Source organism: Vibrio sp. F13, from assembly GCF_020806305.2.
Classification (GTDB): domain Bacteria; phylum Pseudomonadota; class Gammaproteobacteria; order Enterobacterales; family Vibrionaceae; genus Vibrio; species Vibrio crassostreae_C.
Map to the genome: position 1 here is coordinate 1,634,043 of NZ_CP170176.1, position 22,511 is coordinate 1,656,553.

Sequence of the window (22,511 nt, forward strand, 5' to 3'; positions counted from 1 at the left end):
ATGGCCTTTTCGTTTTTCACTCACTAGCTAGCTAAATAATTAAATAACTAGCTAAGCTGGGACTCTCTCGCTTCTTGACTACTGAAACCACGTAAAATATTAAACAGGGTAATCAGTGTGAACAACATGATGACAAGCGATAGATGCCACGCTTCTCCTAGTCCTAACTGAACCAGCCCCATGCTCACCATTGAAGACACCACCATCTGCCCTCCGCCAGACATCGCAGCAGCCGCGCCAGCGTTCTTCTTATAAGGCAACATCACCAACGCCTGAGCACAAGGTAACGCTATACCATTGCCAAGAATCATCAAGAACTGGCCAAGCATTAAATAAAGTGGCTCAAGTGGACAAAAGAAAAGCCACAACGCCGCAGCCACATGTAATACAGGTGTGCATAACAGAGTTTTCTTGTTGCCCAGCATAGGGCGAATACGGTTACATAAGCTTGTTCCGCCGAGCATGCCTAATGCAGGAATCACCGCCCACATCGCGTATTCATCTGACGTCATGCCAATCTGATTTTGCATGATAAATGGCATCACTGATACGGTGGTGATCATCAAGCTAAAGTTAAGCCAGCCAATACTCGCAAAGCTCATAAAATAACGAGAAGTGAGTAGCTCTTTGTATTGAGAAATCATTTTCTTCGGTGAAGGGATAGCCGAAACCTTAGTGACGGTTTCCTTAAACTTGAACGCCAATACCACCCAAGCCAATGAGACATAGCCAAGTAGTGAGATAAACACCATACTCCAGCCAAAGTGGAAGTTAATAAACCCACCGATAACAGGCGCGATCAAAGGTGTTATAGAGGCAACCATCGCAATATAAGACATAGCCAAAGGCAAGTCTGCGCCGTTGAATCTATCGCGCGTCGAGGCACGAGCAAGTACAGCGCAACAGCCGGTTCCTAGGCCTTGTAGAAATCGCCCCATCACCATATTGGTAAACGAGTGGCTGAAGAAAATGATCATCAATAGTCCCAGCATGGCGATTAATAATCCGCTCAGCAGCACTTTCTTGCGCCCAAGAGCATCGGAAATAGGGCCATAAATAAACTGGGAAGGCCCAAAACCTAATAGGTACACGCTTACCAATAGCTGGGCTTGCTCTAGTGATACATCGAAGTCTTTGGCGATCCAAGGTAGTGATGGAAACACCAGTCCCATACTGAGCTGACCGATACTGATGACCAAGCACGCAAGTAAGATCGATTTAAAATCAAATCCACGACTCATCGTTTAATAGGTCCGTTCGAAGAAAAATCGTGCGTATCTAACTCACAACATAAAAACTGAGAAAATAGCGAAAATGCTGCTGGTGAGTTGTTCATAATGCTCCGACAGGATCAAATAGAGAAAGGCAGAGTAAACATACGTGAGCTTGTATAATCATACAATAGGCGTTCAACTAAATATGTGAATAGTCACTTTTCAGCAACCTCGGCTTTCCGCCTATCGGCCACAAGCGCTAGACTAACACTAGATGCTCATAATCAAGGGACTTCAATGAACACTCATCACCGTATTTTTTCATGTGCTTTGGCGCTGCTTGCCTCAGGTCCTGTAACGTCAGCCTTTGCTTGGCAGGCAGAGAAGATCACCGACGGACTCGTGATCCCTTGGGGACTGGCTTATGTCAACGATAAGTCCATGCTAGTCACAGAAAAATCAGGCGTCATTAAACATGTCGATTTAAAAACTGGCGATCAACACACACTCTTCAGGCTGCCCAATGTATGGGCGAAAGGCCAAGGTGGATTATTAGATATCGCACTTTCCCCTTTTGAAAACGGAAAGTTCTACGTCACTTACAGTAAAGACATCGATGATGAAGGCGTAACAACACTGGCTTCTGCTAATTACAGCAATAATGAAGTCATCAATTGGACAGACGTGTTTGTAACTAAATCCAGAACGGACACAGGACGTCACTTTGGTAGCCGTATCACCTTTGATGATAGCCACCTGTATTTTTCAATCGGTGATCGAGGTGATCGAGACAACGGCCAAGACACCATGACTCACGCCGGATCAATATTACGACTGAATGCCGATGGAAGCACACCAAGCGATAACCCATTCACGGATAACAACAAAGTGCTCAATGAAATTTGGAGCTTTGGCCATCGTAATCCACAAGGTCTGTATTACGATTTCCCGACTCAAAAGCTTTGGTCGATTGAACACGGCCCTCGCGGTGGTGATGAAATTAACCTAATAAAAGCGGGTGCCAACTATGGGTGGCCTGTCACCTCACACGGAAAAGAGTATTGGGGCCCTATCAGCGTTGGCGAATCGGAAACCAAAGATGGTATTGAAGCGCCAAAAAAAGTCTATGTTCCTTCAATCGCTCCGGGGAGCTTGATTGTTTACCAAGGCGATAAGTACCCAGAGCTGAAAGGCAAACTGCTGGCTGGCGCACTAAAACTTACTCACATCAATATTGTGACAGTCAATGAACAAGGTGAGGCAATCGAGGAAGAACGCATTTTAGAGGACTTGGGCGAAAGGGTAAGAGACATCGAAACTTCACCAAACGGAGACATCTTCTTCAGCACTGATAATGGCAACCTGTACCGCTTGAAAAAGTAGCCGAGACCTCGTTCAAGTAAAGGCACTTACCTTACAACGACATTTATAAATATAAGCCGTTAAAAGTGGGCTCAACGCCCAGTTAGCGGCTTTAAATTTGCAAAAATGAATGCGCTAAAACAGTGCATTTACTCCAAATTCGTCATCAATTTCGACCACCTTTTTCACAAAAACTACAACAAATCACCATACAACTGTAACTCCATGATATTTAAGGAATGCAAAGTTTGACTACCCCCAAGTTTCTGCAACCTTTCCCTATGTATTCGATTGACTATCCCCTGATTTGATTTAGACTCGTTCCCGGCTAGAAAGAAAGTTCTTTGTATATAAACATTTCGTTGGATTACTAGTAACCCCGTTGTGTTGTACGCAATAGCAATAAACTTTTCCACGCTATCAGTGCCACAATTGGCTCAAAATAAAAATTTAATTTTAGGATATCATCATGTCTAACACAGTTACTGGTACAGTAAAATGGTTCAACGAAACTAAAGGCTTCGGCTTCATTCAACAAGAAAACGGCCCAGACGTATTCGCACACTTCTCTGCTATCACTGGCGACGGTTTCAAAACTCTTGCTGAAGGCCAAAAAGTTGAGTTCGTAGTATCTCAAGGTCAAAAAGGCCCACAAGCTGACAGCATCAAAGTACTTTAATCTAGTATTTTAAAGCTTTCTAAAAATAGCCAGCCTCTGCTGGCTATTTTTTTACCCGCTATTCAGAGATTTAAGGTAATATTCCCCTTCACTATTTCTACCTAAGACACCCTCTCAATGGCTCTTAAACCGACAATCTACAAGTTTCGTATCTCTTTAACCGATATGAATCGCGACTATTACGACTCTTTCAATCTAACGGTTGCACAACACCCTTCTGAAACAGAACAGCGAATGATGGCTCGAATCATGGCTTTCTGTATCAATGCGTCTCCTGAACTTGAGTTCACTAAAGGGTTGTCTAGCATTGAAGAACCCGATTTATGGCAGAAGTCGTTAGACGATCAAATCCTAGAATGGGTCGATGTGGGCGAACCCGATCCAGAGCGTGTTAAGAAGGCAACTCGCCTATCTAAATCAGTACGCGTATTCAGCTTCAACACTAAATCAAACGTTTGGTGGGAGCAGAACAAAGGTAAATTCGGCTACCTAAAAGCTCAGATCGTTCGTCTAGACAACGATGGTATTGAGCAGCTAGCGGCGATGACACAACGTACGATGGATCTTTCAGTCATGCTGACGGGTAACTCTGCTTTCATTAACAGCGATACTCAATCGGCAGAAGTAACGTGGGAAGAGCTACAGAGTAATGACTGAGCGTCCAACCCCGAATAATTCGCAAACAGCAGCTAGCCAGCTAGAAGAAGCCAAGCAACAAGCCGACGCGCAGCAAGAAATCAAAGCTAAACAACAAGCTAGAACCAAGCTTCACCAGTGTTTAAAAGAAGCAGGTTTAGGTTCAGTCAAAGCGCTCTCGACAGGCTACGAGAAAGAGCTGTCGTCATTTATTGATGAAAACCACGCTTTGTTTAAACACGCTTGCGAGAACAAGCCGGAGAACTCTGCACGTCAGACGTTGCTTGGCTTGCTAACCAAGGTACATATCGATGCAAGCTATCGCTTTGAAAGCAATAAAGAAGCGAATGAGGCGATGCAAAATGTATTCGATAATACAGTGGGAACTGAGCACAGCGACAAGTTACAAAACTCTAACGCTCAACAGTTAAAACTAGTCACGCATTTGTGGTTGTTCATTCAAGGACGACTAGGAATGGATTACAGCCTAGCCAATGATCACGCAGCTGTAGCCGCTACGCTACTGTCTCGTATATCGAGAAGCAGTGATGATGAGATTCGCGTAGAGTTCATGGCGAGTTTTTACGATGGTTTGAGCATCTATCAAGCCGAGAACAAGCCATCCGGTATTGTTCACCACTTAAAGCGTTTGTTTAACCTTTCTTAAGCACTCCACCAGCGACTGATTCTAGTTACGCTCTATATGCTTTCAACAAACGTTAAGATATAGAGCGTGCTTTTTCTGCTTGGCCGCAACAGATTCCCTATTACGTTCATTCCTCACTTTAGGGAATGGCGAAAGTGAATAAGTCGCTCATTCTTCACTTTAGGGAATAACAGCATTCTCAGCCATTACAGTTGACTTCATTGCAGGCGTAAAAAAGCCCCGCATAAAGCGAGGCTTAGAATATATTTCAATGAACATCAATTTACAGAGGCTAAATTGAATTCATCTAATAATGCAGTGAATCAACGCAGGCCGTGTAAGAACTCGTGGCGCGTTGCTGGGTTTGATCTGAAGATACCGCCCAGAGCTGTTGTTGTCGTTTCGCTAGTCGCGTCCATTACACCGCGTGATTTCACGCAGTAGTGAACCGCATCCATGGTGACAGCAACGTCATCAGTTTCGAGTAGCGTTTGCAGTGCAACAAGGATCTGCTGCGTCATACGCTCTTGAACTTGTGGGCGCTGAGCAAAGAATCGAACAATACGGTTAATCTTTGAAAGACCAATGATTTTTCCACGCGGGATATAAGCGACCGCAGTCTTACCATCAATCGTCACTAAGTGGTGCTCACAAGTACTGGTCACGGTAATGTCTTTTACTCGTACCATCTCACGAACGCCCATCTTGTTTTCGATTACCGTAATTTTAGGGAAATTGGCGTAATCCAAACCAGAGAAAATTTCATCCACGTACATTTTAGCAATACGTTGCGGTGTTTCTTCCAGACTATCGTCCGTAAGATCAAGTTCAAGGAGAGTGAGAATCTCACGCATATGGTGTTCGATTCGTTCCTTTTTCTCTTCTCGGCTAACCTGGTTTGGACTCATTGGTGTCTCTAAACCACGGCTTGCTAGCGCATCTTTAACCAACTTCGCTGATTCGCTAAGACCTGACATTGAACTTCCTCTTTTATTACCCCTTCTGGATGGCAAACAAGGATACTCGGAATTTTGAATAAATACACCCATATTTTAAGGGAGGTCATTATTTACGGGGCTTAAACTGTGCTAGAGTGGCTAGAATTTCGTTGGCGAACCATCATGATTTGATAACTATTGAATCCCTATTGCCAACCGCCAAATCAAAATAATAACGATCAAAGGATTTCAATTATGGGCTGTTGCGACGCTCCGGGCTTGATGCCAATTGAAGAAGCACTAGATAAGCTGCTATCACCAATTCAACCTATTCAAACGACCTTATCACTGCCATTAGCAGAAGCATTGGGTTACGTACTTGCTGAAGATATTCTATCCCCTATTTTCGTCCCTCCTTTTGATAACTCAGCAATGGACGGCTATGCACTGCGCTTAGCAGACCTAGAGAACAGTAAAGTGCTGCCTTTAGCGGGCAAGTCCTTTGCAGGTCAACCTTTTGAAGGTGAATGGCCAGCAAACACCTGTATTCGCATTATGACTGGCGCAAAGATCCCGGAAGGTTGTGACGTCGTAATCATGCAAGAAAACACTGCTGAAACTGACGCTGGCATTGAGATTCAGCAAGACGACATCAAGCTGAACAATAACATTCGCCCTACCGGTGACGACATCAAGCAAGGCGATATCGTTCTTAGCCGTGGCGAACGTTTAACACCTCGTGACATTCCAATGATTGCTTCGCTCGGTGTGAGTCATGTAACTGTGGCACACAAACCTAAAGTCGCTTTCTTCTCTACTGGCGATGAGCTCAAGCCATTAGGTCAGCCTCTTGAAGATGGTCAGATCTACGACAGCAACCGCTACGGTATCAAACCACTGATTGAAGCGTTTGGTTGCGAAGCAATTGACCTAGGTATTATTCCTGATTGCCCTGCAACGCTTAAAGAAACCTTTGTAAAAGCGCAAGAACTGGCAGACGTAGTTGTCACTTCTGGTGGCGTAAGTGTCGGCGAAGCTGATTACACCAAAGACATTCTTGAAGAGCTTGGCGAAATCGGCTTTTGGAAACTAGCAATCAAACCAGGTAAACCATTCGCATTTGGTGAGCTAGACAACGCTTGGTTCTGTGGCCTACCGGGTAACCCAGTATCAGCAATGATGACTATGTATGTGTTAGTTCAGCCTATGCTGGCTAAATTAGCTGGTCACACAGCATGGACAGCACCAGAGTCGATTCCTGCTATCACTAAATCTGCATTCAAAAAAGGCCCAGGCCGTACTGATTACCAACGTGGCATCTACTCGATTGAAAACGGTAAGTTTGTAGTAGAAACAACAGGTAACCAAAGCTCTGGCGCTTTCCGCTCAATGAGCTTAGCAAACTGCTTTGTGGTACTAGAGCGCGAACGTGGCCGTGTTGAAGTCGGTGAAACGGTTCAGATTCAACTGTTTAACTCCACGCTTTACTAACGAGGCTTGCTGATGGAAATACTGTCTGACGCAGAGATGCTTCGCTATAACCGCCAGATCATTCTCAAGCAGTTTGATTTTGAGGGTCAAGAAGCGCTGAAACAGAGCTCGATTTTGGTGTTAGGTGCGGGTGGTTTAGGCTGTGCCTCTGCTCAATACCTTGCGACTGCGGGTATTGGTAAGCTAATGCTGATCGACGACGATGTTGTCGAGCTTTCAAACTTGCAACGACAAGTGCTTCACACCGATGCTGATATTGGTAAGAAGAAAGTCGTTTCAGCCGCTGAATCATTACAGGTGTTAAACCCACACCTTAGAGTTGAAACGGTCGACCACAGACTTGATGACGAGGCACTAGCAAAGCTCATTGAAGCGCATTCGTTAGTACTTGATGCCAGCGACAACGTTGAAACGCGCAATCAACTTAACCGTTTGTGTTACGCCTCAAAAACGCCACTTGTATCGGGCGCTGCGATTCGCATGGAAGGTCAGATTAGTGTCTTCACTTATCAAGATGCTGACGCACCCTGTTACCAGTGTTTAAGCGCTCTATTTGGCAACGCTGCTCTAAGCTGTGTTGAAGCCGGTGTGATGGCACCTGTTGTTGGCATGGTAGGCGCGGCTCAGGCTTTGGAAGCTATCAAGGTTATTGCCAAGTTTGGACAACCAAAGCAAGGCAAACTTTTGATTCTCGATGCCATGTCTCACAGCTGGCGTGAAATGAATTTAATGAAGATGCCTAATTGTTCGGTGTGTGGATAAGCTAAATCATATCCCCTCTTATCGAAAACTTAAGCCTTGACTATATGTTGCAATGCCGTTCGGATAAGCATTACTGTTTGAATCTAAACGGATATTTAGCTGGAACAAAGAGGATTGAACGTGGAAACGTTCGGTCCTTTCTTTTATCTGGGAGAATGAAGTGACTGATACTTTCCCTCATTCTTTTAAGTTTTACTGGTAGAGTTCCGTCTGGACATAAAGCTAGCCAACGTAACTGCGCATCAATAAGGTTAATCGCGGCCGTAAAACTGACCCTAGTCGCTCGAACCCCTGCTTCTGAAGCTATCTTAACCATCTCTAATCGCACTAGGTTATAAGCAAGTAAGACACCCCAAAGCTCTTGCCTCACACCGACAGAAAAACGACTTCGTAAAGTGACGTGACTTTGCAGTTGAGTCTGTTTAATTTCACCATAACCTTCTTCTATCTCCCAACGTTGCCAATAAATACGCAGCAGGCTTTCTAGTGAGTATTTGCTAGGGTCTGTAAGTGAAGTAATAAAACCTTTTATCTCACCTTTTGGTTCTTGATATAGGACTAATCTAGCTTCCCAACGCTCGGGTAAATTAGGATTCTGCCGCTGGGCCTGAGGAGAGATGGGCATTGAGATAAGCATGTCATTTTCTGCATATTTCTCCAATACTTCATAGCGTAGTTTACGTTTTTCAGGCATTAACCAATGAGCATTTTCCGCACTCTCTTGCCATGACAACAAAAGGTCTGCGGAGAAATAACAACGATCAAATAAAGTCAATGAGTGCGCTGGGATATCATTGAATAAACGTTTAGCTAAGGTCGTTTCACCGACATGACAACCATCAAAAGCTGCCCCCATAATCATTCGAGTTTCCGTTGACATCAAAGCAACTAAACGAAGTTGAGGATAAGGTTTCAGTTTTTTAGAGATGAACCCAAATTCTTCGGCGTTCTCTGGTGAATCTTGGCACCTAAATGTTGTTCCATCCACAGCAAGAACGTTAAGCCCTAAGTCTCTGTCTTGTTGAATGATATCTTCGCGCCAAGCCTTGACTGTTGTGTGAAAAAGAGCCGCTAATGGACTCTCGTCTAGACGTCGACGTGAATCGGTGAGGACACTAGGCGCAACACGAGACCAACTATCCTCAGGTTTTGGTTGAAGGGCAATGTCTAATGAACTGCATACCTCTTTGATAGACATGTTGCGTTGCAACCCCATCCAAATAACTAGCCAGACAGCTTGCTGAGCGGGAAGTCGACGTCGTCTTATGCTCGCTTTATTTGTTTCAAGAAGAGCTTGTTCTATCCATTCTAGTTGAATGGCGTTGACGACAGATTCGTAATTATCCGCATCCTCAATAGTCTCGTGCGCCATTGCTAATTCTTGTTCAAGCATAAAAAAATCCCCATCAACGTTGTTGATGGGGATTATCTGCTAACTGCAGGATCGTTCAAGTCTTCTTAAACGATCGGCATTATGACTATATGTTGGGGCTTTTTTATATCTCAACGTCAGCATCTCAACTCGCTTTATCAATTTGAAATACTCTATGAGAGATTAGTTTCATTTGAGTTCTCATTTTGAGAATACAATAAAAAAATCAGCACCACAAAATATAATCGTTAAAAATCAACGCGTTAAATTTGGCACATAACTTGTAACTATATTTGTACCTTCCATCACAAGGATGTAGATATGAGAATTACAACGTTAAGTTTGCTAATAAGTGCGCCATTGGTCGCCAACGCAGCGCCATTCGATACCTGCCCTAGTCAAGCATACCTCTTTCAGTCGAAACCCGTTGAAGTTTGGGGTGTAAACCTAGTGACCGGCTCAACCACTCTGTTAGAAGACGATACGGGTATGAATGCCAATATCAATGGTGTTGGTTTCGACTTTCAAGACAGATATATTTATGGCTATGACACCACCAACAAACGCTTGGTGCGCCTTGGACAGGATTTCCAAGCTGAAGTTATCAATACCAGTGGCTTACCAACCGATCACACTTTCTATGTCGGCGACGTCTATGACCATGTTTACTACTTGTATCGTACAGGTAAGGGACTATTTACTGTTGACCTCTCTCCTTTAGACTCTGATCCGAATGCGACCGTCACGGTCAACAAAATCGGAGGCAGCCCAGCAACTGTAAAATTGACTGATTTCGCCTTTCATCCAAGTGATGGCTCTTTATATGGTATCGATAATAACTCTGGTGGCTTATACAGCTTCAACCCTACAACTGGTGCCGAAACCTACATCGGAGACACCGGCGAGTTAGGTACGTTCGGTGCTGGCTATTTTGATGTCAACGGCTACTACTACGTATCTCGAAACCAAGACGGTAAAATTTACCGTATCAATCTGTCTCCAGACAACGCTGCCAATATCGCGGCAGGTATTGTTCCAGCCGTTGAATTTGTTTCGAATGGCCCAGCTTCTGGTCAAAACGATGGTGCTCGTTGTGCTAATGCACCTGTTGTTGATGAAGACTCAAACATCGACTTCGGTGATGCTCCAGACAGCTACCTAACGTTACTGGCGAGCAATGGCCCTCGACATGAACTCGATGGCATCACATGGTTAGGTACAACTCCTCCAGATGCGGATTTAGATGGTTATGTCACACCTCAATCAGATGAAACTGTCGGGGTGGATGATGAATGGGCAAACGGTGGTATCGGTTTTGTTACCGCACTTGAAGCAGGGCTTGATTCAAAAGTAGTAATTGAAGCTTCAACAACCGGTTACCTTTCAGCTTGGATAGACTGGAACCAAGATGGCAGCTTCGATGGCGCCAACGAGCAAGTGTTTACAGATTACGCGCTCGATGCTGGTGAAAACGATCTATTCCTAAATGTCGACATCAACGCACTAACCGGTACTACGTGGGCTAGATTTAGATTCAGCCAACAAACCAACCTAAGTTACTTTGGCGGTTCAACCTCTGGTGAGGTGGTCGATATTCAAGTCGATGTCCTTAACGATGGCGCCACCGCTCGTTACTTCCCAAGTGCTTCTGGCTACGCAACGCTCGCGTACGAAGATAACTGGCCTTATAAAGCCGACTACGACATGAACGATGCTGTTCTTATGTATCGCATTACTGAGATCCTTAAAGATGGAAAAGTCGTTAAGTCCACTATCGACGGCCGCCTAGCTGCTGTCGGGGCAACGTACAGAAATGGTTTTGCTGTTCGACTTCCTAACCTAGACCCGAGCTTGGTGAGTAGTGGTAGCTCTTACATGAAACACAACGGTGTATTCACTGACCTTGACCTAGAAGATGGACGTAGCGAAGCAATCTTTGTTATCGCCAATGACCTGACAGAAAAAATCAGCACTGGCTGTACCTTCTACCGCACCAGTAATGGATGTAAAGAGGATGAGCAGTTCTCATTCCAAATTGGTATTACTTTAGCCGGTGACGGTGTGAGTACTGGCAGTTGGACCGATATGCCTTACGACCCGTTCATTTTTGCAACGCCTGGGTATTATCACGGTGAAAACCTACCTCTACATCCAGGGCGCAGCTGGGAGGTTCACTTGCCAGACCAAGCTCCAACCGAGGCATTTGATACCACTAACCTCTTTGAAGCTGGATTAGGCGTCGATGACAGTAATCCATCAACAGGTAAATACTTCAAAACAGCAGAAAACCACCCTTGGGCTCTCATAGTAACTTCGGATGACGAATGGGAGTGGCCTCTAGAGTACGTCGATATTGTTACCGCTTACCCAGAGTTTAAAGAATACGCAGAATCCGGCGGTGAAACGAACCAAACATGGTACCAATCACCTGCAGACAACCAACGTTACGAACCATAAGGAGAGACGTTATGACTATTCACACTAAACAATATCGAGACAATCATTGCGTTGATTCAAGTCGCAATCTCTTTGAGGAAAAACGTATGTCTGTACAAAGCACTTGGAACATCAAGAAGTCACTAGCCGTTATTTTAGCTGCAGCGCCATTAGTATTAGCCGGCTGTGGAGGCGGCGGCGGTGGGGGCGGAAGTACATCTACGGCATCACCATCTACACCCTCGACACCTGCAACTCCGTCGAATCCGGTAACAGCAACGACTCCGGTAACAGCAACGCCTTCGCCGTCTCCCGCGACAAGTGCGGTAGCAGCGCAGAGCTATACGATGAGTGATTTGGTGGTACCTGATGGATTTGACTACAACTCTGTTGAACAGTTTGATCTCAACATTGACATCAGCAGCATTTCGACAGACCGTTCTTTTGTGACCGTTTATAGCCGCTTTAGTACAAGAGATGACTCAACCTTGAAGCCGGATTACTCCAGCAAGGTCATTGCGGGCCCACTAGATAACGGTGTGTTCGCCTCCAACTTTGCAGCACCAGTAAACCATGACGCACTCTTGATAGAGATTTGGTTTTACGATGGTCAACCTCCATTACAACAAGTGGTTTCTAGCGGCGACTCTCAGATTGTCTGGCAGTAAATTGTTTAACAGCAGGTAACTTGTCGTTAGCGAGATCTCTGACGAAACAGAGTCAAAATGGATTGTTTGTAAGTAGGGAGTGAGCAGAAATGCTCACTTTTTTATTTTCGTCGAAGAGCAGTTAATTCAGCTTTCTTAGCGAGTAGCATTCACTTTACCACCAACCTCACTTATATTTTCAACATAACCTTCAAAGACTTACTCTCATGAAACAGTTAAAAATAGGTCTATTTATCTTAATGTGTGGCGTAGGCGTGTTAGTTGCCCTTGCCTATTTCCCGCTAACATCAGAGACGGGGCAACGTATTCAAGCCAAAGTAATTTCGAACACGCTTACTCAATCCTTAGATGGGCACAGGCGTTATCTGACGGTTCAGACAAAAGATAATGACGTATTTCGGCTCTCTATTGCTCCTACCACAGACTGCCCTATTGATTCTGTGGTCGCGCTTGATACATTAAACAATCAAATAACCGGACAAAGCAGTTATCAGTTCATCCACTGTCGAGCTGCACAGTAGCCATCGATGCAACAACGGTATTCGTAAAGCAACTGTATTCGCAAAAGCAACAGTAATCGCTCTACCACTGTATTCGCTAAAACAGTAAGAATCGCTAAAACAACAAGAATGGATATAACAATAATGAATCAGCCACTCATCTCACCACAACAACTTCAACAACGTTTGCTAGCAGAAGACAATATCATCATCCTCGACGCCAGCATCGAGTTTCAAATTCCAAGCGAGTCAGAAAAGATCAAAGGACAAATGATTCCTGGTGCTATTCGTTTTGACTACGACAAAGACTTTTGTAACAAGCACACTCTGCTTCCTCACATGTTTCCGAGCGAAAAACACTTCAACACTCGCGCAAAAGAAATTGGCATCAATCAAGACAGTACGATTGTGGTTTACGATAACTCCGGAACCTTCGCTTCTCCTCGTGCGTGGTGGATGTTTATGGCAATGGGACACAACGACGTATTCATCTTAGATGGCGGTTTGCCAGCTTGGATCGAAGCCGGTTACGCGACCGAGACTGACTATCGCACCGAAGTAAAAGCGGGCAATTTTGAAGGCCATATTCAAGACAACTACTTTGTCAGTGCTCAGCAGATTGAAGGTTACTCAACTGACAAGAGCGCAAACATTGTAGATGCTCGTTCTCAAGCTCGTTTCGATTCAGAAGTTCCTGAACCACGTGAAGGCTTGCGTAGTGGCCATATACCGAATTCTATTTGCCTACCATTTGCCCAAGTACTCAAAAACGGCAAGTTAAAGTCCCAAGAAGAGCTTATTGATATCTTTTCAACGCTAGAATTAACGCCTTCTCAACCTATGTTCTTTAGCTGTGGCTCTGGCGTAACAGCTTGCATCATATTATTAGCCGCTAAACTCGCTGGCTATAACGGTGAAATGGGTGTTTACGATGGTTCATGGACGGAATGGGGTGCTAACGACAAACTCCCTATCGCCGTGACTAAAAAGTAATTCAACTTCGCTTAATGCAACTATTAGAATATACTGCGCATGCATAAAGAGCTTACTGATAATGATGGCTCCACGTCTCATGAAGTAAGCCTCTATGTCGCAGTTAACGCTATGTTCATTTGAGACCAAGACTCGATTCACGCCGTTTGATTTGTAACCCACATCAACTTGCTAACCATAATTCTTGATTAATCATAAACTAATCGTTATCGACGTTATGAATACTAATTTTTCACTCAAGAATCTCTGCTCGTAGTCGTTACACTATTTAACCATTAATACTTTCATCATTGATGTTTGTATTTTTCGTTGCATGAATCGCGCTGACAACCCAATAGTTTGTCACTTGCAGTCTGTTAAAAGTAGTAACCAACAAAGGCATCTCATGGCTCTATTTAAGCAAAATATCTGGTCGCTGTACGCGTTTGTCGTACTACTGACCCTGATACTTTTCGCCGCGTTGGGAATAACAAACTGGAAAGCAAACAGAGACGACTTCATAGAGCAGCAACACATTCAGGTTGAGCTTTTTTCTAGCTCCGTCAACTCGCTGCTGACCAGTCAAGAAGCCTTGTTAGAAGTGGTTGGCCATCAACTGGCTCAACAGTCTGATTTCACACGTACTGCATCTATCCAGATTAGGCCAATATTAGACAAGCTACTTGAGACCCACCCTGCGATAGCAGCGTTTGGCTTGTTGAACACCGACGGTGATTACCTCTCGATTAGCTCAAATCTCGAACTTGCGAATCAAAGGAACTTGCTGCAATACGCGCCAACCAGAGGCTCCTTCCTAGACGCCCTATCAAGCAGTAGCATGGTGCTTGGCCGTACCTATTTTCAAGATTCGTTGAATAGCTTAGTCATCCCGCTGAGAAAATCCATTTCAATCGATGGCAAGAAAACCGATGCAGTAATGACCGCAGGGCTACGATTAGACGCAACGATCGTATTTGAAAATAATGCTCACGCCGGAAGTTTCAATACACTAAGCCTGATCAGAAAAGACAGCTATCGCCAGTTTTATTCAAGTGATATTGAATCTGAGAGTGCCTATTCCTCTCCAGTCGGCAAAGATGTCATACAGCGTATTGCAAGTATCTTTACCGACCACTTCGGAATTAGCGTACAAGAAGCGATGAATGGGCAAGAAACCTATTCTTTTGTCGTCGACGATGAAGAGTACCACTCTTTGATGAGCGCGAAATACATCCCAAACTACAAATTATGGGTGGTAGGACGTACGGATCTAACTCACGTCGATAGTATATTCATACAAGAGTTCAGCATTCTTTTCGTTGCCTTTATTTTTCTTCAGTTTGGTTTCTACTTTTTGGTTAAGTCGATTGCCAAGAATGAACAACGGACTCGTAGCCAACTCATTTATCAGGCGAACCATGACCCTTTAACCTCTCTGCCAAACCGTTTGTACATGCGTAGAAACATTGGTAAATGGATTGACGATGAGTCAGAGCCGTTTTCGCTGTTGTTTATCGATATCGATAACTTTAAATGCGTCAATGACACCCACGGGCATGACTTTGGAGATAAGGTTCTCAAACAGATCGCTTTGCGTTTGATGAGGTTCCGATCTCGCCTCAGCCTATTGGTACGTGAATCCAGTGATGAGTTTTTGTTCTTGACGCCCTTGTCGAATGAAGCTGAAATTAAACGACTCGCCAAGCGCATTATTGAAGTGCTTTCTCAACCTTATGAAATTGAAAGCGCTCAGTTTTTGTTAGGTTGCAGCATCGGCGTAGCGCGTTTCCCAGAACACGGAAAAGATCTGGATAGCCTGTTACGTTCTGCCGATATTTCAATGTACAAAGCGAAACAGCAGCAAAACTCGTACAGTATTTTCACAACGGAAATGCAAGATGCTCATCTCTACAAAATGAAAGTAGAACAAAGGCTACGCATCGCTATCGAGAAACAAACGCTGTTCATGGTTTTCCAACCGCTGGTTCGTGCAAATGAAAGTATTCATGGTGTAGAAGCACTCGTGCGCTGGATTGATGAGGAATTGGGTTTTGTTCCGCCAGATGTCTTTATACCGATAGCAGAGAACACGGGTTTAATGCAAAAACTGGGGACTTTTATTATTGAGTCCAGCATTATGCAGATCGCCCACTTGCACCGAACAACAGAACAAAAAATCGGGCTGTCGATCAACATATCAGTGCGTCAGTTTTCTCATCAATCCTTCTCTGAGCACTTGTTCGCGACACTAGAAAAGTATCAACTCTCTCCTAGCTGTGTAACGCTAGAAATTACCGAGAGCTTGTTCATTGAAGATGTGACTTTGGTGAAACCGACTTTTGAAGCCCTCAAAGAGAAGAATATAAAGATCTCTTTAGATGATTTCGGGACAGGTTATTCATCACTAAGTATGTTGAAAGCACTGCCTATCGATGAACTTAAAATCGATAAGAGCTTTATTGAGAACATTGCTGTCGATCAGCAGTCACTCACCATGGTGCAAAACATCATCGCAATCGGTAAGAACTTCGGCATGGTGGTATTAGCAGAAGGCGTAGAATCAAACGAACACTTCGCAATTCTAAAGGCATGTGGATGTGACTTAATGCAAGGCTATTACTTCTCTCGCCCTATTCCTTATGATGAGCTGGCTACTCACCTAAACAAGAAAGTGACCGAGCACGCGGAATGTTCTGTTTAAGAACGCGAGTTAAATAGACGAGCTAAATAAGGTAGGCGGCTAAACACCTACCTTATTTTCTAGGTATTTTCTGTTCAGTTATTTATTCATTTCACTTTTTATTCATTTCACTATGCATAACATCGATCAACTGCCCGGAAGGATCTCCTGATAATTCCCAAGTAAAAATGCCGCCTAGGTCTGATTTCTTCGCCCATTCTGCCTTTGCTTTAATAGAACGCTGATCTTCAAAAGATATGAATACTTTTTTATCTGGGTTCCACAAATAAGGTGCTTGAGCTTGCTCATCATACTTATACTCATAACCTTGTTTGCTGCTGTAGTTATTCATAAGATCCCAAAACATGAAGTAACCGTTTTCACCGGTACCAAACTGCGCCCCTTGTTCAGAAACTAGGTCACCTTTAGGCAGCTCTCCAGCAAAGTCTTTTGTCCCTTGCCAACCTCGACCATAAAAAGCCGCCCCGATCACGAGCTTCTCGCTAGGAATACCTTGCTCTATCATCTGATTAATGAAGACATCAGCTCCCATTCCCCACCAACTACGCTCGGTGGCATGTAAGTTTGTTGTGTGACCTGTTTGAGTTCCCCAGCCTCCGAGGAAGTCATACGTCATCGCAAACATGTTCGTCAGATATGGGCTAGCTGCGTTCCAGTCAATTTGAGCTGCCTTAGCACCAACACCGACAGCCGTTGAAAGCTCGTAATCTCTTTGAGTCGTCTTTGATAGAGCGTCCAAATCACTTCTGATTGTTTTTACTAAAAGAGTAAAAGCTTCACGCTCTAGCGCTTTTTGCTCATCCGTTAGTTTCGTCTCTGGGTTCCAAGGCGAAGTGGTTAAGCCGCCGCCTCCTGGGTATTCCCAATCAAGATCAATACCATCAAAGAAGTCGTATTTTTGGATCAATTCAACAGCAGTTTTTGAAAAGTGCGCAATGGCTTGAGGATCTTTCGCCATCGCATGGAAAGGTTCAGACATTGTCCACCCTCCAAATGAGGGCAAAATTTTGATATTTTGATTGTCGGCCTTCAGTTGAGCTAACTGGGCAAAGTGACCTTTATAGGCGACATCAACACCCACGTCTCCGAAATCGACTTCTAACGCAGCTTCTTTATCCACAATAATCGCGGTATATGGTTGTTTGTCTGCACATTGCTGCTGAATTTGTTTTTGGACGGGCTCACCAGCACCGCTATGAGGACCACACATGCTCAAGAAGGCGTAAATAATATGTGAGAGCTTGTCTGCAGGTATGTCGTCAACGGTATAAGGGTTGTCTTTATTCAGATATTGCCAATCCGCAAAATACCCTGCGACGACTTTATCATCGGCATGTACTGTAGGTGTGAGCATACAAACCGTGGCTATTGAGCTAAGCCCAAAGATAGAAATAGATTTAAAGATAGAACTTGATTGGTCACTGTTGCTAGAAATAGCGTGTGTGATAAATGACAGTTTCATAATTATCTCCTTTAGTGTGGCTTAACATTAAAGAGTGATAATTCTTTCAACCGCTGAACAAATTCACTATTCGAGTCATGTCTAATAGTTATCCCCCTTATTGCACTGGTTTCATTAGGGGGAATTTCCATGATTACTCAAATAGTGAATTCAACGAAGCATAAATATCTTACTATTCACTGCCGTTTGGTTTATTCACGCTAAGTTGTTCGTCCAAGTTAAGTACCGTCAAAGCATTACTTACGCTGGTCGCTATCACATCGACCACACCGGTCCTTAGTGCGCCTAATAGAGCTAATGGCTTACTGTTCTCGGCTGCAATGGCAATGACTTCTGCAATTGGGCGGAATTCTTCCAAGGCCAAACCAATCACACGGTCACTCATTACTGTGTTTGCTGTTTTACCGTGAACATCGAAAAAGTCATAACCCGCAAAGTCACCGACGACTCCTTGCAATAAACGAGATTGAACGACCTCACCTGCGGTAAACCAACCTAAGTCGACCATATAGCTGTTTTCACTCATATCACCGATACCGACTAATGCAACATCGGCTTTTCGAGCGAGATCGAGTGTCTGCTTAACGGTGCTGTTTTCCATAAATGCGGTTTTTTGCGCTTTATTCTCGGCATAAGCCGGCGCGTATAAGGTTTCAGAAGATCCACCGTACTTTTTGGCTAGCTGCCTGCATATATGGTCGGCATTAAACATACCGCCTCTTGGGTGAATACCGCCGATACCACACACGAATTTGCAGTCTCGTGGCGTAATTACGCCAGTGTGGTGAGCAACAGACGATACGTTTCGCCCTTGTCCTACTGTCACCACCATACCGTTTTTCAGTGTACTGGTAAGATAATTAGACACTAAACCAGCAACCTGTAATCGCTGCTTCTCTTCATTTGGTTGGTCTAGTGCTACAAGAGCACGCTTTACACCAAATCGTTCGATCAAACGTTGCTCGATCTTCGCACTAAAGACGGGGTGATATTTCACGGTGATCTCAACAATGCCCTCATCTCGGGCTTGCTTGAGCATTCGACCAACCTTTGCACGGGAGATAGAGTACTTTTTAGATATCTCTTCTTGCGTGGCACCATCTTGATAATAAGCAACCGCTACTTCAGTGAGGAGATCAGTGTTTTCTTCGGAAACATCTTGGATATTCTTACTCATATACCACTCAACCAATATTTAACAATTATTTTACCTGCTTGAAGAACAAATGTTCGATGCTTAAGCAAGTGATACACAAGTTTACACCCCGAACATATGTAACAGCAAGGTACATTTGCTCATAGTCATAACCATGGTTTTGTTGTTGATTAATTCACCTCACTTTGCTCGTTAAACGTTTGCTTGCATAGCCCATGATTACTAGAGCGAAATATATTTGACTGAAGTCACCATACAGTACTATTTACCGTTGACTTTGGGGCTAGATCGGATAAATATGGCTACATCATTTACTCATCGAGCGATCAAATGTTCTGCGCAAATGTTCGTTCGGAGAAAAATTTAAATTAATGTAAGTTTGGCTCACTGGTACAACCATTGAGAACTTCATTAGTTAGCTTGCAAATGCCCACACCTCTCCCATTAATGAGGTGTTATGCGATACATAGGATGATCAAAATGAGCAATAAATTAGAGCAACTTCGTAAACTAACAACTGTTGTAGCTGACACTGGCGATATCGAAGCTATCAGCAAGTACACTCCTGAAGATGCAACAACTAACCCATCTCTAATTCTTAAAGCTGCTCAAATTGCTGAGTACGCTCCTCTAATCGATGCTTCTATCGAATACGCAAAAGCGCAAAGCGGTGATAAAGCACAGCAAGTTCAAGATACTTGCGACATGCTTAACGTGAACATCGGTAAAGAAATCCTAAAAGTTGTACCTGGCCGTATCTCTACTGAAGTCGATGCTCGTCTTTCTTACGACATGGAAGGCAGCGTTGCTAAAGCTCGTCAACTTATCAAAATGTACAACGACGCTGGTATCACTAACGACCGCATCCTAATCAAACTGGCTTCTACTTGGGAAGGCATCCGTGCTGCTGAAATCCTAGAGAAAGAAGGCATCAACTGTAACCTAACGCTTCTATTCTCTTTCGCTCAAGCTCGTGCTTGTGCTGAAGCTGGCGTATTCCTAATCTCTCCTTTCGTTGGTCGCATCATGGACTGGTACAAAGCGAAAGAAGGTCGTGATTTCGAAGCTTCAGAAGATCCAGGCGTAATCTCTGTTTCAGATATCTACAACTACTACAAAGACCACGGCTACAAAACTGTTGTTATGGGCGCAAGCTTCCGTAACATCGGCGAGATCCTTGAGCTTGCTGGTTGTGACCGTCTAACTATCGCTCCTCAACTTCTAGCAGACCTAGAAGCAGCAGAAGGCGAAGTAGTAGAGAAGCTTATCGACTCTAACGGTACTAAAGAGCGTCCAGCAGCGATGACTCACGCTGAGTTCCTATGGGACCACAACCAAGATGCAATGGCTGTTGAGAAACTGGCTGAAGGCATCCGCAACTTCGCCGTTGACCAAGGCAAACTAGAAGACATGATCGCAGCTAAGCTGTAATCACTCTTACCAAATTCAAATAGGGGAACGTTCAGTTCCCCTACTTTTATCAATTTTGTTTTTCTTAATTTTTATTCGGAAGTTCTTATGAATCGCAAACATCTAGCTAACGCTATTCGTGCTCTAAGCATGGACGGCGTACAACAAGCAAACTCTGGTCACCCAGGCGCACCTATGGGTATGGCTGACATCGCTGAAGTACTTTGGCGTTCTCACTTAAACCACAACCCAGCAAACCCAGAGTGGGCTGACCGCGACCGTTTTATCCTGTCTAACGGCCACGGCTCAATGCTGATTTACTCTCTGCTGCACCTAGCAGGTTACGAGCTTTCAATTGAAGATCTTAAGAACTTCCGTCAACTGCACTCTAAGACTCCAGGTCACCCAGAGTACGGCTACGCACCAGGCATCGAAACAACGACTGGTCCTCTAGGTCAAGGCATTACTAACGCTGTTGGTATGGCTATGGCTGAGAAAGCGCTAGCTGCTCAGTTCAACAAAGAAGGCCACGACATCGTAGACCACTACACTTATGCATTCATGGGTGATGGCTGTCTGATGGAAGGTATTTCTCACGAAGCATGTTCTCTAGCAGGTACGCTTGGTCTTGGTAAGCTGGTTGCTTTCTGGGATGACAACGGTATCTCTATCGATGGCGAAGTTGAAGGTTGGTTCTCTGACGATACACCTAAGCGTTTCGAAGCTTACGGCTGGCACGTAATCCCAGCGGTAGATGGTCACGATTCTGACGCTATCAACGCAGCGATTGAAGCGGCTAAAGCAGACCCTCGCCCTACTCTAATCTGCACTAAAACAGTGATTGGCTTTGGTTCTCCAAACAAAGCAGGTACGCACGACTGTCACGGTGCTCCACTAGGCGCTGATGAAATTGCAGCAACACGTAAAGAATTAGGTTGGGAGCACGGTCCTTTTGAAATTCCGTCGGAAGTTTACTCAGAGTGGGATGCGAAAGAAGCAGGCGCAGCTAAGGAAGCAGCGTGGAACGAGAAACTTGCAGCTTATGAAGCAGCATACCCTGAGCTGGCAGCTGAATTCAAACGCCGCGTAAACGGTGACCTACCAGCTGAGTGGGAAGAGAAAGCATCGGCAATCATCGCTGATCTTCAAGCTAACCCAGCAAACATCGCATCACGTAAAGCATCTCAAAATGCTCTAGAAGCGTTCGGTGCTATGCTACCAGAATTCATGGGCGGCTCTGCTGACCTTGCGCCTTCTAACCTAACTATGTGGTCTGGTTCTAAGTCTCTTGAAGCGAACGACTTCTCTGGTAACTACATCCATTACGGTGTACGTGAATTCGGTATGACGGCTATCATGAACGGTATCGCTCTACACGGTGGTTTCGTACCATACGGCGCAACGTTCCTAATGTTCATGGAATACGCGCGTAACGCTATGCGTATGGCTGCTCTGATGAAAACTCAGAACATCCAAGTTTACACGCATGACTCTATCGGTCTTGGCGAAGATGGTCCAACTCACCAACCAGTTGAGCAAATCGCTTCTCTACGTCTAACTCCAAACATGAGCACATGGCGCCCATGTGACCAAGTTGAGTCTGCTGTTGCTTGGAAACTAGCAATCGAGCGTAAAGATGGTCCTTCTGCACTTATCTTCTCTCGTCAAAACCTTGCACAACAAGATCGTGACGCTGAGCAAGTAGCAAACATCGCTAAGGGTGGTTACATCCTGAAAGATTGTGAAGGCAAGCCAGAGCTTATCCTTATCGCAACGGGTTCTGAAGTTGAGCTAGCGGTTAACGCTGCTGCTGAGCTAACGGCTGAAGGTAAGAAAGTACGCGTAGTTTCTATGCCTGCTACTGATGCGTTCGACAAACAAGACGCGCAGTACCGTGAGTCTGTACTTCCATCTGACGTAACGGCACGTATCGCTGTAGAAGCTGGCATCGCTGACTTCTGGTACAAGTACGTTGGTTTCGGTGGCAAGATCATCGGTATGACAACGTTCGGCGAGTCTGCACCTGCAGGTGAGCTATTCAAGATGTTCGGTTTCACTACTGAAAACGTAGTAAACACAGCGAAAGAGCTTCTAGCTTAATCTTGA

18 protein-coding genes are annotated in these 22,511 nt (G+C 44.6%); 13 read left to right on the top strand and 5 right to left on the bottom strand.

The window, feature by feature from the left end:
- Positions 1–47 precede the first annotated feature (47 nt).
- Positions 48–1,241 (bottom strand): multidrug effflux MFS transporter, encoded by a 1,194-nt coding sequence (locus LMH68_RS22095; protein WP_065583717.1) that lies wholly within the window; start codon positions 1,239–1,241, stop codon positions 48–50.
- A 270-nt stretch (positions 1,242–1,511) separates the two neighbouring features.
- Here LMH68_RS22095 and LMH68_RS22100 point away from each other — a divergent pair, with 270 nt between their 5' ends.
- From LMH68_RS22100 to LMH68_RS22115, 4 genes are all read left to right on the top strand, one after another.
- Positions 1,512–2,597, top strand: coding sequence for a PQQ-dependent sugar dehydrogenase (locus LMH68_RS22100; RefSeq protein WP_017064438.1), 1,086 nt, complete (start codon positions 1,512–1,514; stop codon positions 2,595–2,597).
- A gap of 448 nt (positions 2,598–3,045) precedes the next feature.
- The gene (locus LMH68_RS22105) at positions 3,046–3,255 is read left to right on the top strand and encodes a cold-shock protein (RefSeq protein ID WP_010430417.1); all 210 of its coding nucleotides are present in this window, start codon (positions 3,046–3,048) and stop codon (positions 3,253–3,255) included.
- Positions 3,256–3,372: 117 nt separating this feature from the next.
- Positions 3,373–3,912 carry a YaeQ family protein gene (locus LMH68_RS22110; RefSeq protein ID WP_017061727.1) on the top strand — a complete coding sequence of 180 codons (540 nt, stop codon included), beginning with the start codon at positions 3,373–3,375 and terminating at the stop codon, positions 3,910–3,912.
- Positions 3,905–4,558 carry a hypothetical protein gene (locus tag LMH68_RS22115; protein WP_229648331.1) on the top strand — a complete coding sequence of 218 codons (654 nt, stop codon included), beginning with the start codon at positions 3,905–3,907 and terminating at the stop codon, positions 4,556–4,558. The genes LMH68_RS22110 and LMH68_RS22115 overlap by 8 nt, the downstream gene beginning before the upstream one ends.
- Positions 4,559–4,860: 302 nt before the next feature.
- Here the strand turns inward: LMH68_RS22115 and folE are convergent, their stop codons facing one another.
- The gene (gene folE, locus LMH68_RS22120) at positions 4,861–5,514 is read right to left on the bottom strand and encodes a GTP cyclohydrolase I FolE (protein WP_017061725.1); all 654 of its coding nucleotides are present in this window, start codon (positions 5,512–5,514) and stop codon (positions 4,861–4,863) included.
- Between the two features lie 216 nt (positions 5,515–5,730).
- Between folE and moeA the strand changes: the two genes are divergently transcribed.
- A complete protein-coding gene (moeA, locus tag LMH68_RS22125) occupies positions 5,731–6,966 on the top strand; it encodes a molybdopterin molybdotransferase MoeA (protein WP_102393097.1) in 1,236 nt (411 codons plus the stop codon).
- Positions 6,967–6,978: 12 nt separating this feature from the next.
- The gene (moeB, locus tag LMH68_RS22130) at positions 6,979–7,728 is read left to right on the top strand and encodes a molybdopterin-synthase adenylyltransferase MoeB (protein WP_229648330.1); all 750 of its coding nucleotides are present in this window, start codon (positions 6,979–6,981) and stop codon (positions 7,726–7,728) included.
- 70 nt (positions 7,729–7,798) lie between these two features.
- Here the strand turns inward: moeB and LMH68_RS22135 are convergent, their stop codons facing one another.
- Positions 7,799–9,121: an IS4 family transposase gene (locus LMH68_RS22135; protein ID WP_413755929.1), complete on the bottom strand. Its 1,323-nt coding sequence runs from the start codon at positions 9,119–9,121 to the stop codon at positions 7,799–7,801.
- Positions 9,122–9,421: 300 nt separating this feature from the next.
- Here LMH68_RS22135 and LMH68_RS22140 point away from each other — a divergent pair, with 300 nt between their 5' ends.
- The 5 genes from LMH68_RS22140 to LMH68_RS22160 all read left to right on the top strand — a co-directional run bounded on the left by LMH68_RS22140 (position 9,422) and on the right by LMH68_RS22160 (position 16,377).
- Complete coding sequence (locus LMH68_RS22140) at positions 9,422–11,557, top strand: LruC domain-containing protein (RefSeq protein WP_229647316.1); 2,136 nt, start codon at positions 9,422–9,424, stop codon at positions 11,555–11,557.
- A gap of 11 nt (positions 11,558–11,568) precedes the next feature.
- A complete protein-coding gene (locus LMH68_RS22145; protein ID WP_017064433.1) occupies positions 11,569–12,204 on the top strand; it encodes a hypothetical protein in 636 nt (211 codons plus the stop codon).
- Between the two features lie 206 nt (positions 12,205–12,410).
- Positions 12,411–12,725 carry a hypothetical protein gene (locus LMH68_RS22150; protein ID WP_017061706.1) on the top strand — a complete coding sequence of 105 codons (315 nt, stop codon included), beginning with the start codon at positions 12,411–12,413 and terminating at the stop codon, positions 12,723–12,725.
- A 123-nt stretch (positions 12,726–12,848) separates the two neighbouring features.
- On the top strand, positions 12,849–13,697 hold the full coding sequence (locus LMH68_RS22155) for a sulfurtransferase (RefSeq protein WP_017065718.1): 849 nt from the start codon (positions 12,849–12,851) through the stop codon (positions 13,695–13,697).
- Between the two features lie 385 nt (positions 13,698–14,082).
- Positions 14,083–16,377, top strand: a complete 2,295-nt coding sequence (locus LMH68_RS22160; protein ID WP_229647317.1) for a putative bifunctional diguanylate cyclase/phosphodiesterase — start codon at positions 14,083–14,085, stop codon at positions 16,375–16,377.
- 91 nt (positions 16,378–16,468) lie between these two features.
- Here the strand turns inward: LMH68_RS22160 and LMH68_RS22165 are convergent, their stop codons facing one another.
- Both LMH68_RS22165 and LMH68_RS22170 read right to left on the bottom strand, forming a co-directional pair.
- Positions 16,469–17,839 (bottom strand): glycoside hydrolase family 18 protein, encoded by a 1,371-nt coding sequence (locus LMH68_RS22165; RefSeq protein ID WP_229647318.1) that lies wholly within the window; start codon positions 17,837–17,839, stop codon positions 16,469–16,471.
- A gap of 172 nt (positions 17,840–18,011) precedes the next feature.
- Positions 18,012–19,016 carry a sugar-binding transcriptional regulator gene (locus LMH68_RS22170; RefSeq protein WP_017065721.1) on the bottom strand — a complete coding sequence of 335 codons (1,005 nt, stop codon included), beginning with the start codon at positions 19,014–19,016 and terminating at the stop codon, positions 18,012–18,014.
- Between the two features lie 459 nt (positions 19,017–19,475).
- Here LMH68_RS22170 and tal point away from each other — a divergent pair, with 459 nt between their 5' ends.
- Positions 19,476–20,426 (top strand): transaldolase, encoded by a 951-nt coding sequence (tal, locus tag LMH68_RS22175; protein ID WP_009845571.1) that lies wholly within the window; start codon positions 19,476–19,478, stop codon positions 20,424–20,426.
- A gap of 87 nt (positions 20,427–20,513) precedes the next feature.
- Positions 20,514–22,505: a transketolase gene (gene tkt, locus LMH68_RS22180; RefSeq protein WP_048606176.1), complete on the top strand. Its 1,992-nt coding sequence runs from the start codon at positions 20,514–20,516 to the stop codon at positions 22,503–22,505.
- Positions 22,506–22,511: the final 6 nt, after the last annotated feature.

Coding starts and splice junctions, on each gene's coding strand:
- LMH68_RS22095 (WP_065583717.1), bottom strand. CDS start 1,241: ATGAGTCGTGGATTTGATTTTAAATCGATCTTACTTGCGTGCTTGGTC.
- LMH68_RS22100 (WP_017064438.1), top strand. CDS start 1,512: ATGAACACTCATCACCGTATTTTTTCATGTGCTTTGGCGCTGCTTGCC.
- LMH68_RS22105 (WP_010430417.1), top strand. CDS start 3,046: ATGTCTAACACAGTTACTGGTACAGTAAAATGGTTCAACGAAACTAAA.
- LMH68_RS22110 (WP_017061727.1), top strand. CDS start 3,373: ATGGCTCTTAAACCGACAATCTACAAGTTTCGTATCTCTTTAACCGAT.
- LMH68_RS22115 (WP_229648331.1), top strand. CDS start 3,905: ATGACTGAGCGTCCAACCCCGAATAATTCGCAAACAGCAGCTAGCCAG.
- folE (WP_017061725.1), bottom strand. CDS start 5,514: ATGTCAGGTCTTAGCGAATCAGCGAAGTTGGTTAAAGATGCGCTAGCA.
- moeA (WP_102393097.1), top strand. CDS start 5,731: ATGGGCTGTTGCGACGCTCCGGGCTTGATGCCAATTGAAGAAGCACTA.
- moeB (WP_229648330.1), top strand. CDS start 6,979: ATGGAAATACTGTCTGACGCAGAGATGCTTCGCTATAACCGCCAGATC.
- LMH68_RS22135 (WP_413755929.1), bottom strand. CDS start 9,121: ATGCTTGAACAAGAATTAGCAATGGCGCACGAGACTATTGAGGATGCG.
- LMH68_RS22140 (WP_229647316.1), top strand. CDS start 9,422: ATGAGAATTACAACGTTAAGTTTGCTAATAAGTGCGCCATTGGTCGCC.
- LMH68_RS22145 (WP_017064433.1), top strand. CDS start 11,569: ATGACTATTCACACTAAACAATATCGAGACAATCATTGCGTTGATTCA.
- LMH68_RS22150 (WP_017061706.1), top strand. CDS start 12,411: ATGAAACAGTTAAAAATAGGTCTATTTATCTTAATGTGTGGCGTAGGC.
- LMH68_RS22155 (WP_017065718.1), top strand. CDS start 12,849: ATGAATCAGCCACTCATCTCACCACAACAACTTCAACAACGTTTGCTA.
- LMH68_RS22160 (WP_229647317.1), top strand. CDS start 14,083: ATGGCTCTATTTAAGCAAAATATCTGGTCGCTGTACGCGTTTGTCGTA.
- LMH68_RS22165 (WP_229647318.1), bottom strand. CDS start 17,839: ATGAAACTGTCATTTATCACACACGCTATTTCTAGCAACAGTGACCAA.
- LMH68_RS22170 (WP_017065721.1), bottom strand. CDS start 19,016: ATGAGTAAGAATATCCAAGATGTTTCCGAAGAAAACACTGATCTCCTC.
- tal (WP_009845571.1), top strand. CDS start 19,476: ATGAGCAATAAATTAGAGCAACTTCGTAAACTAACAACTGTTGTAGCT.
- tkt (WP_048606176.1), top strand. CDS start 20,514: ATGAATCGCAAACATCTAGCTAACGCTATTCGTGCTCTAAGCATGGAC.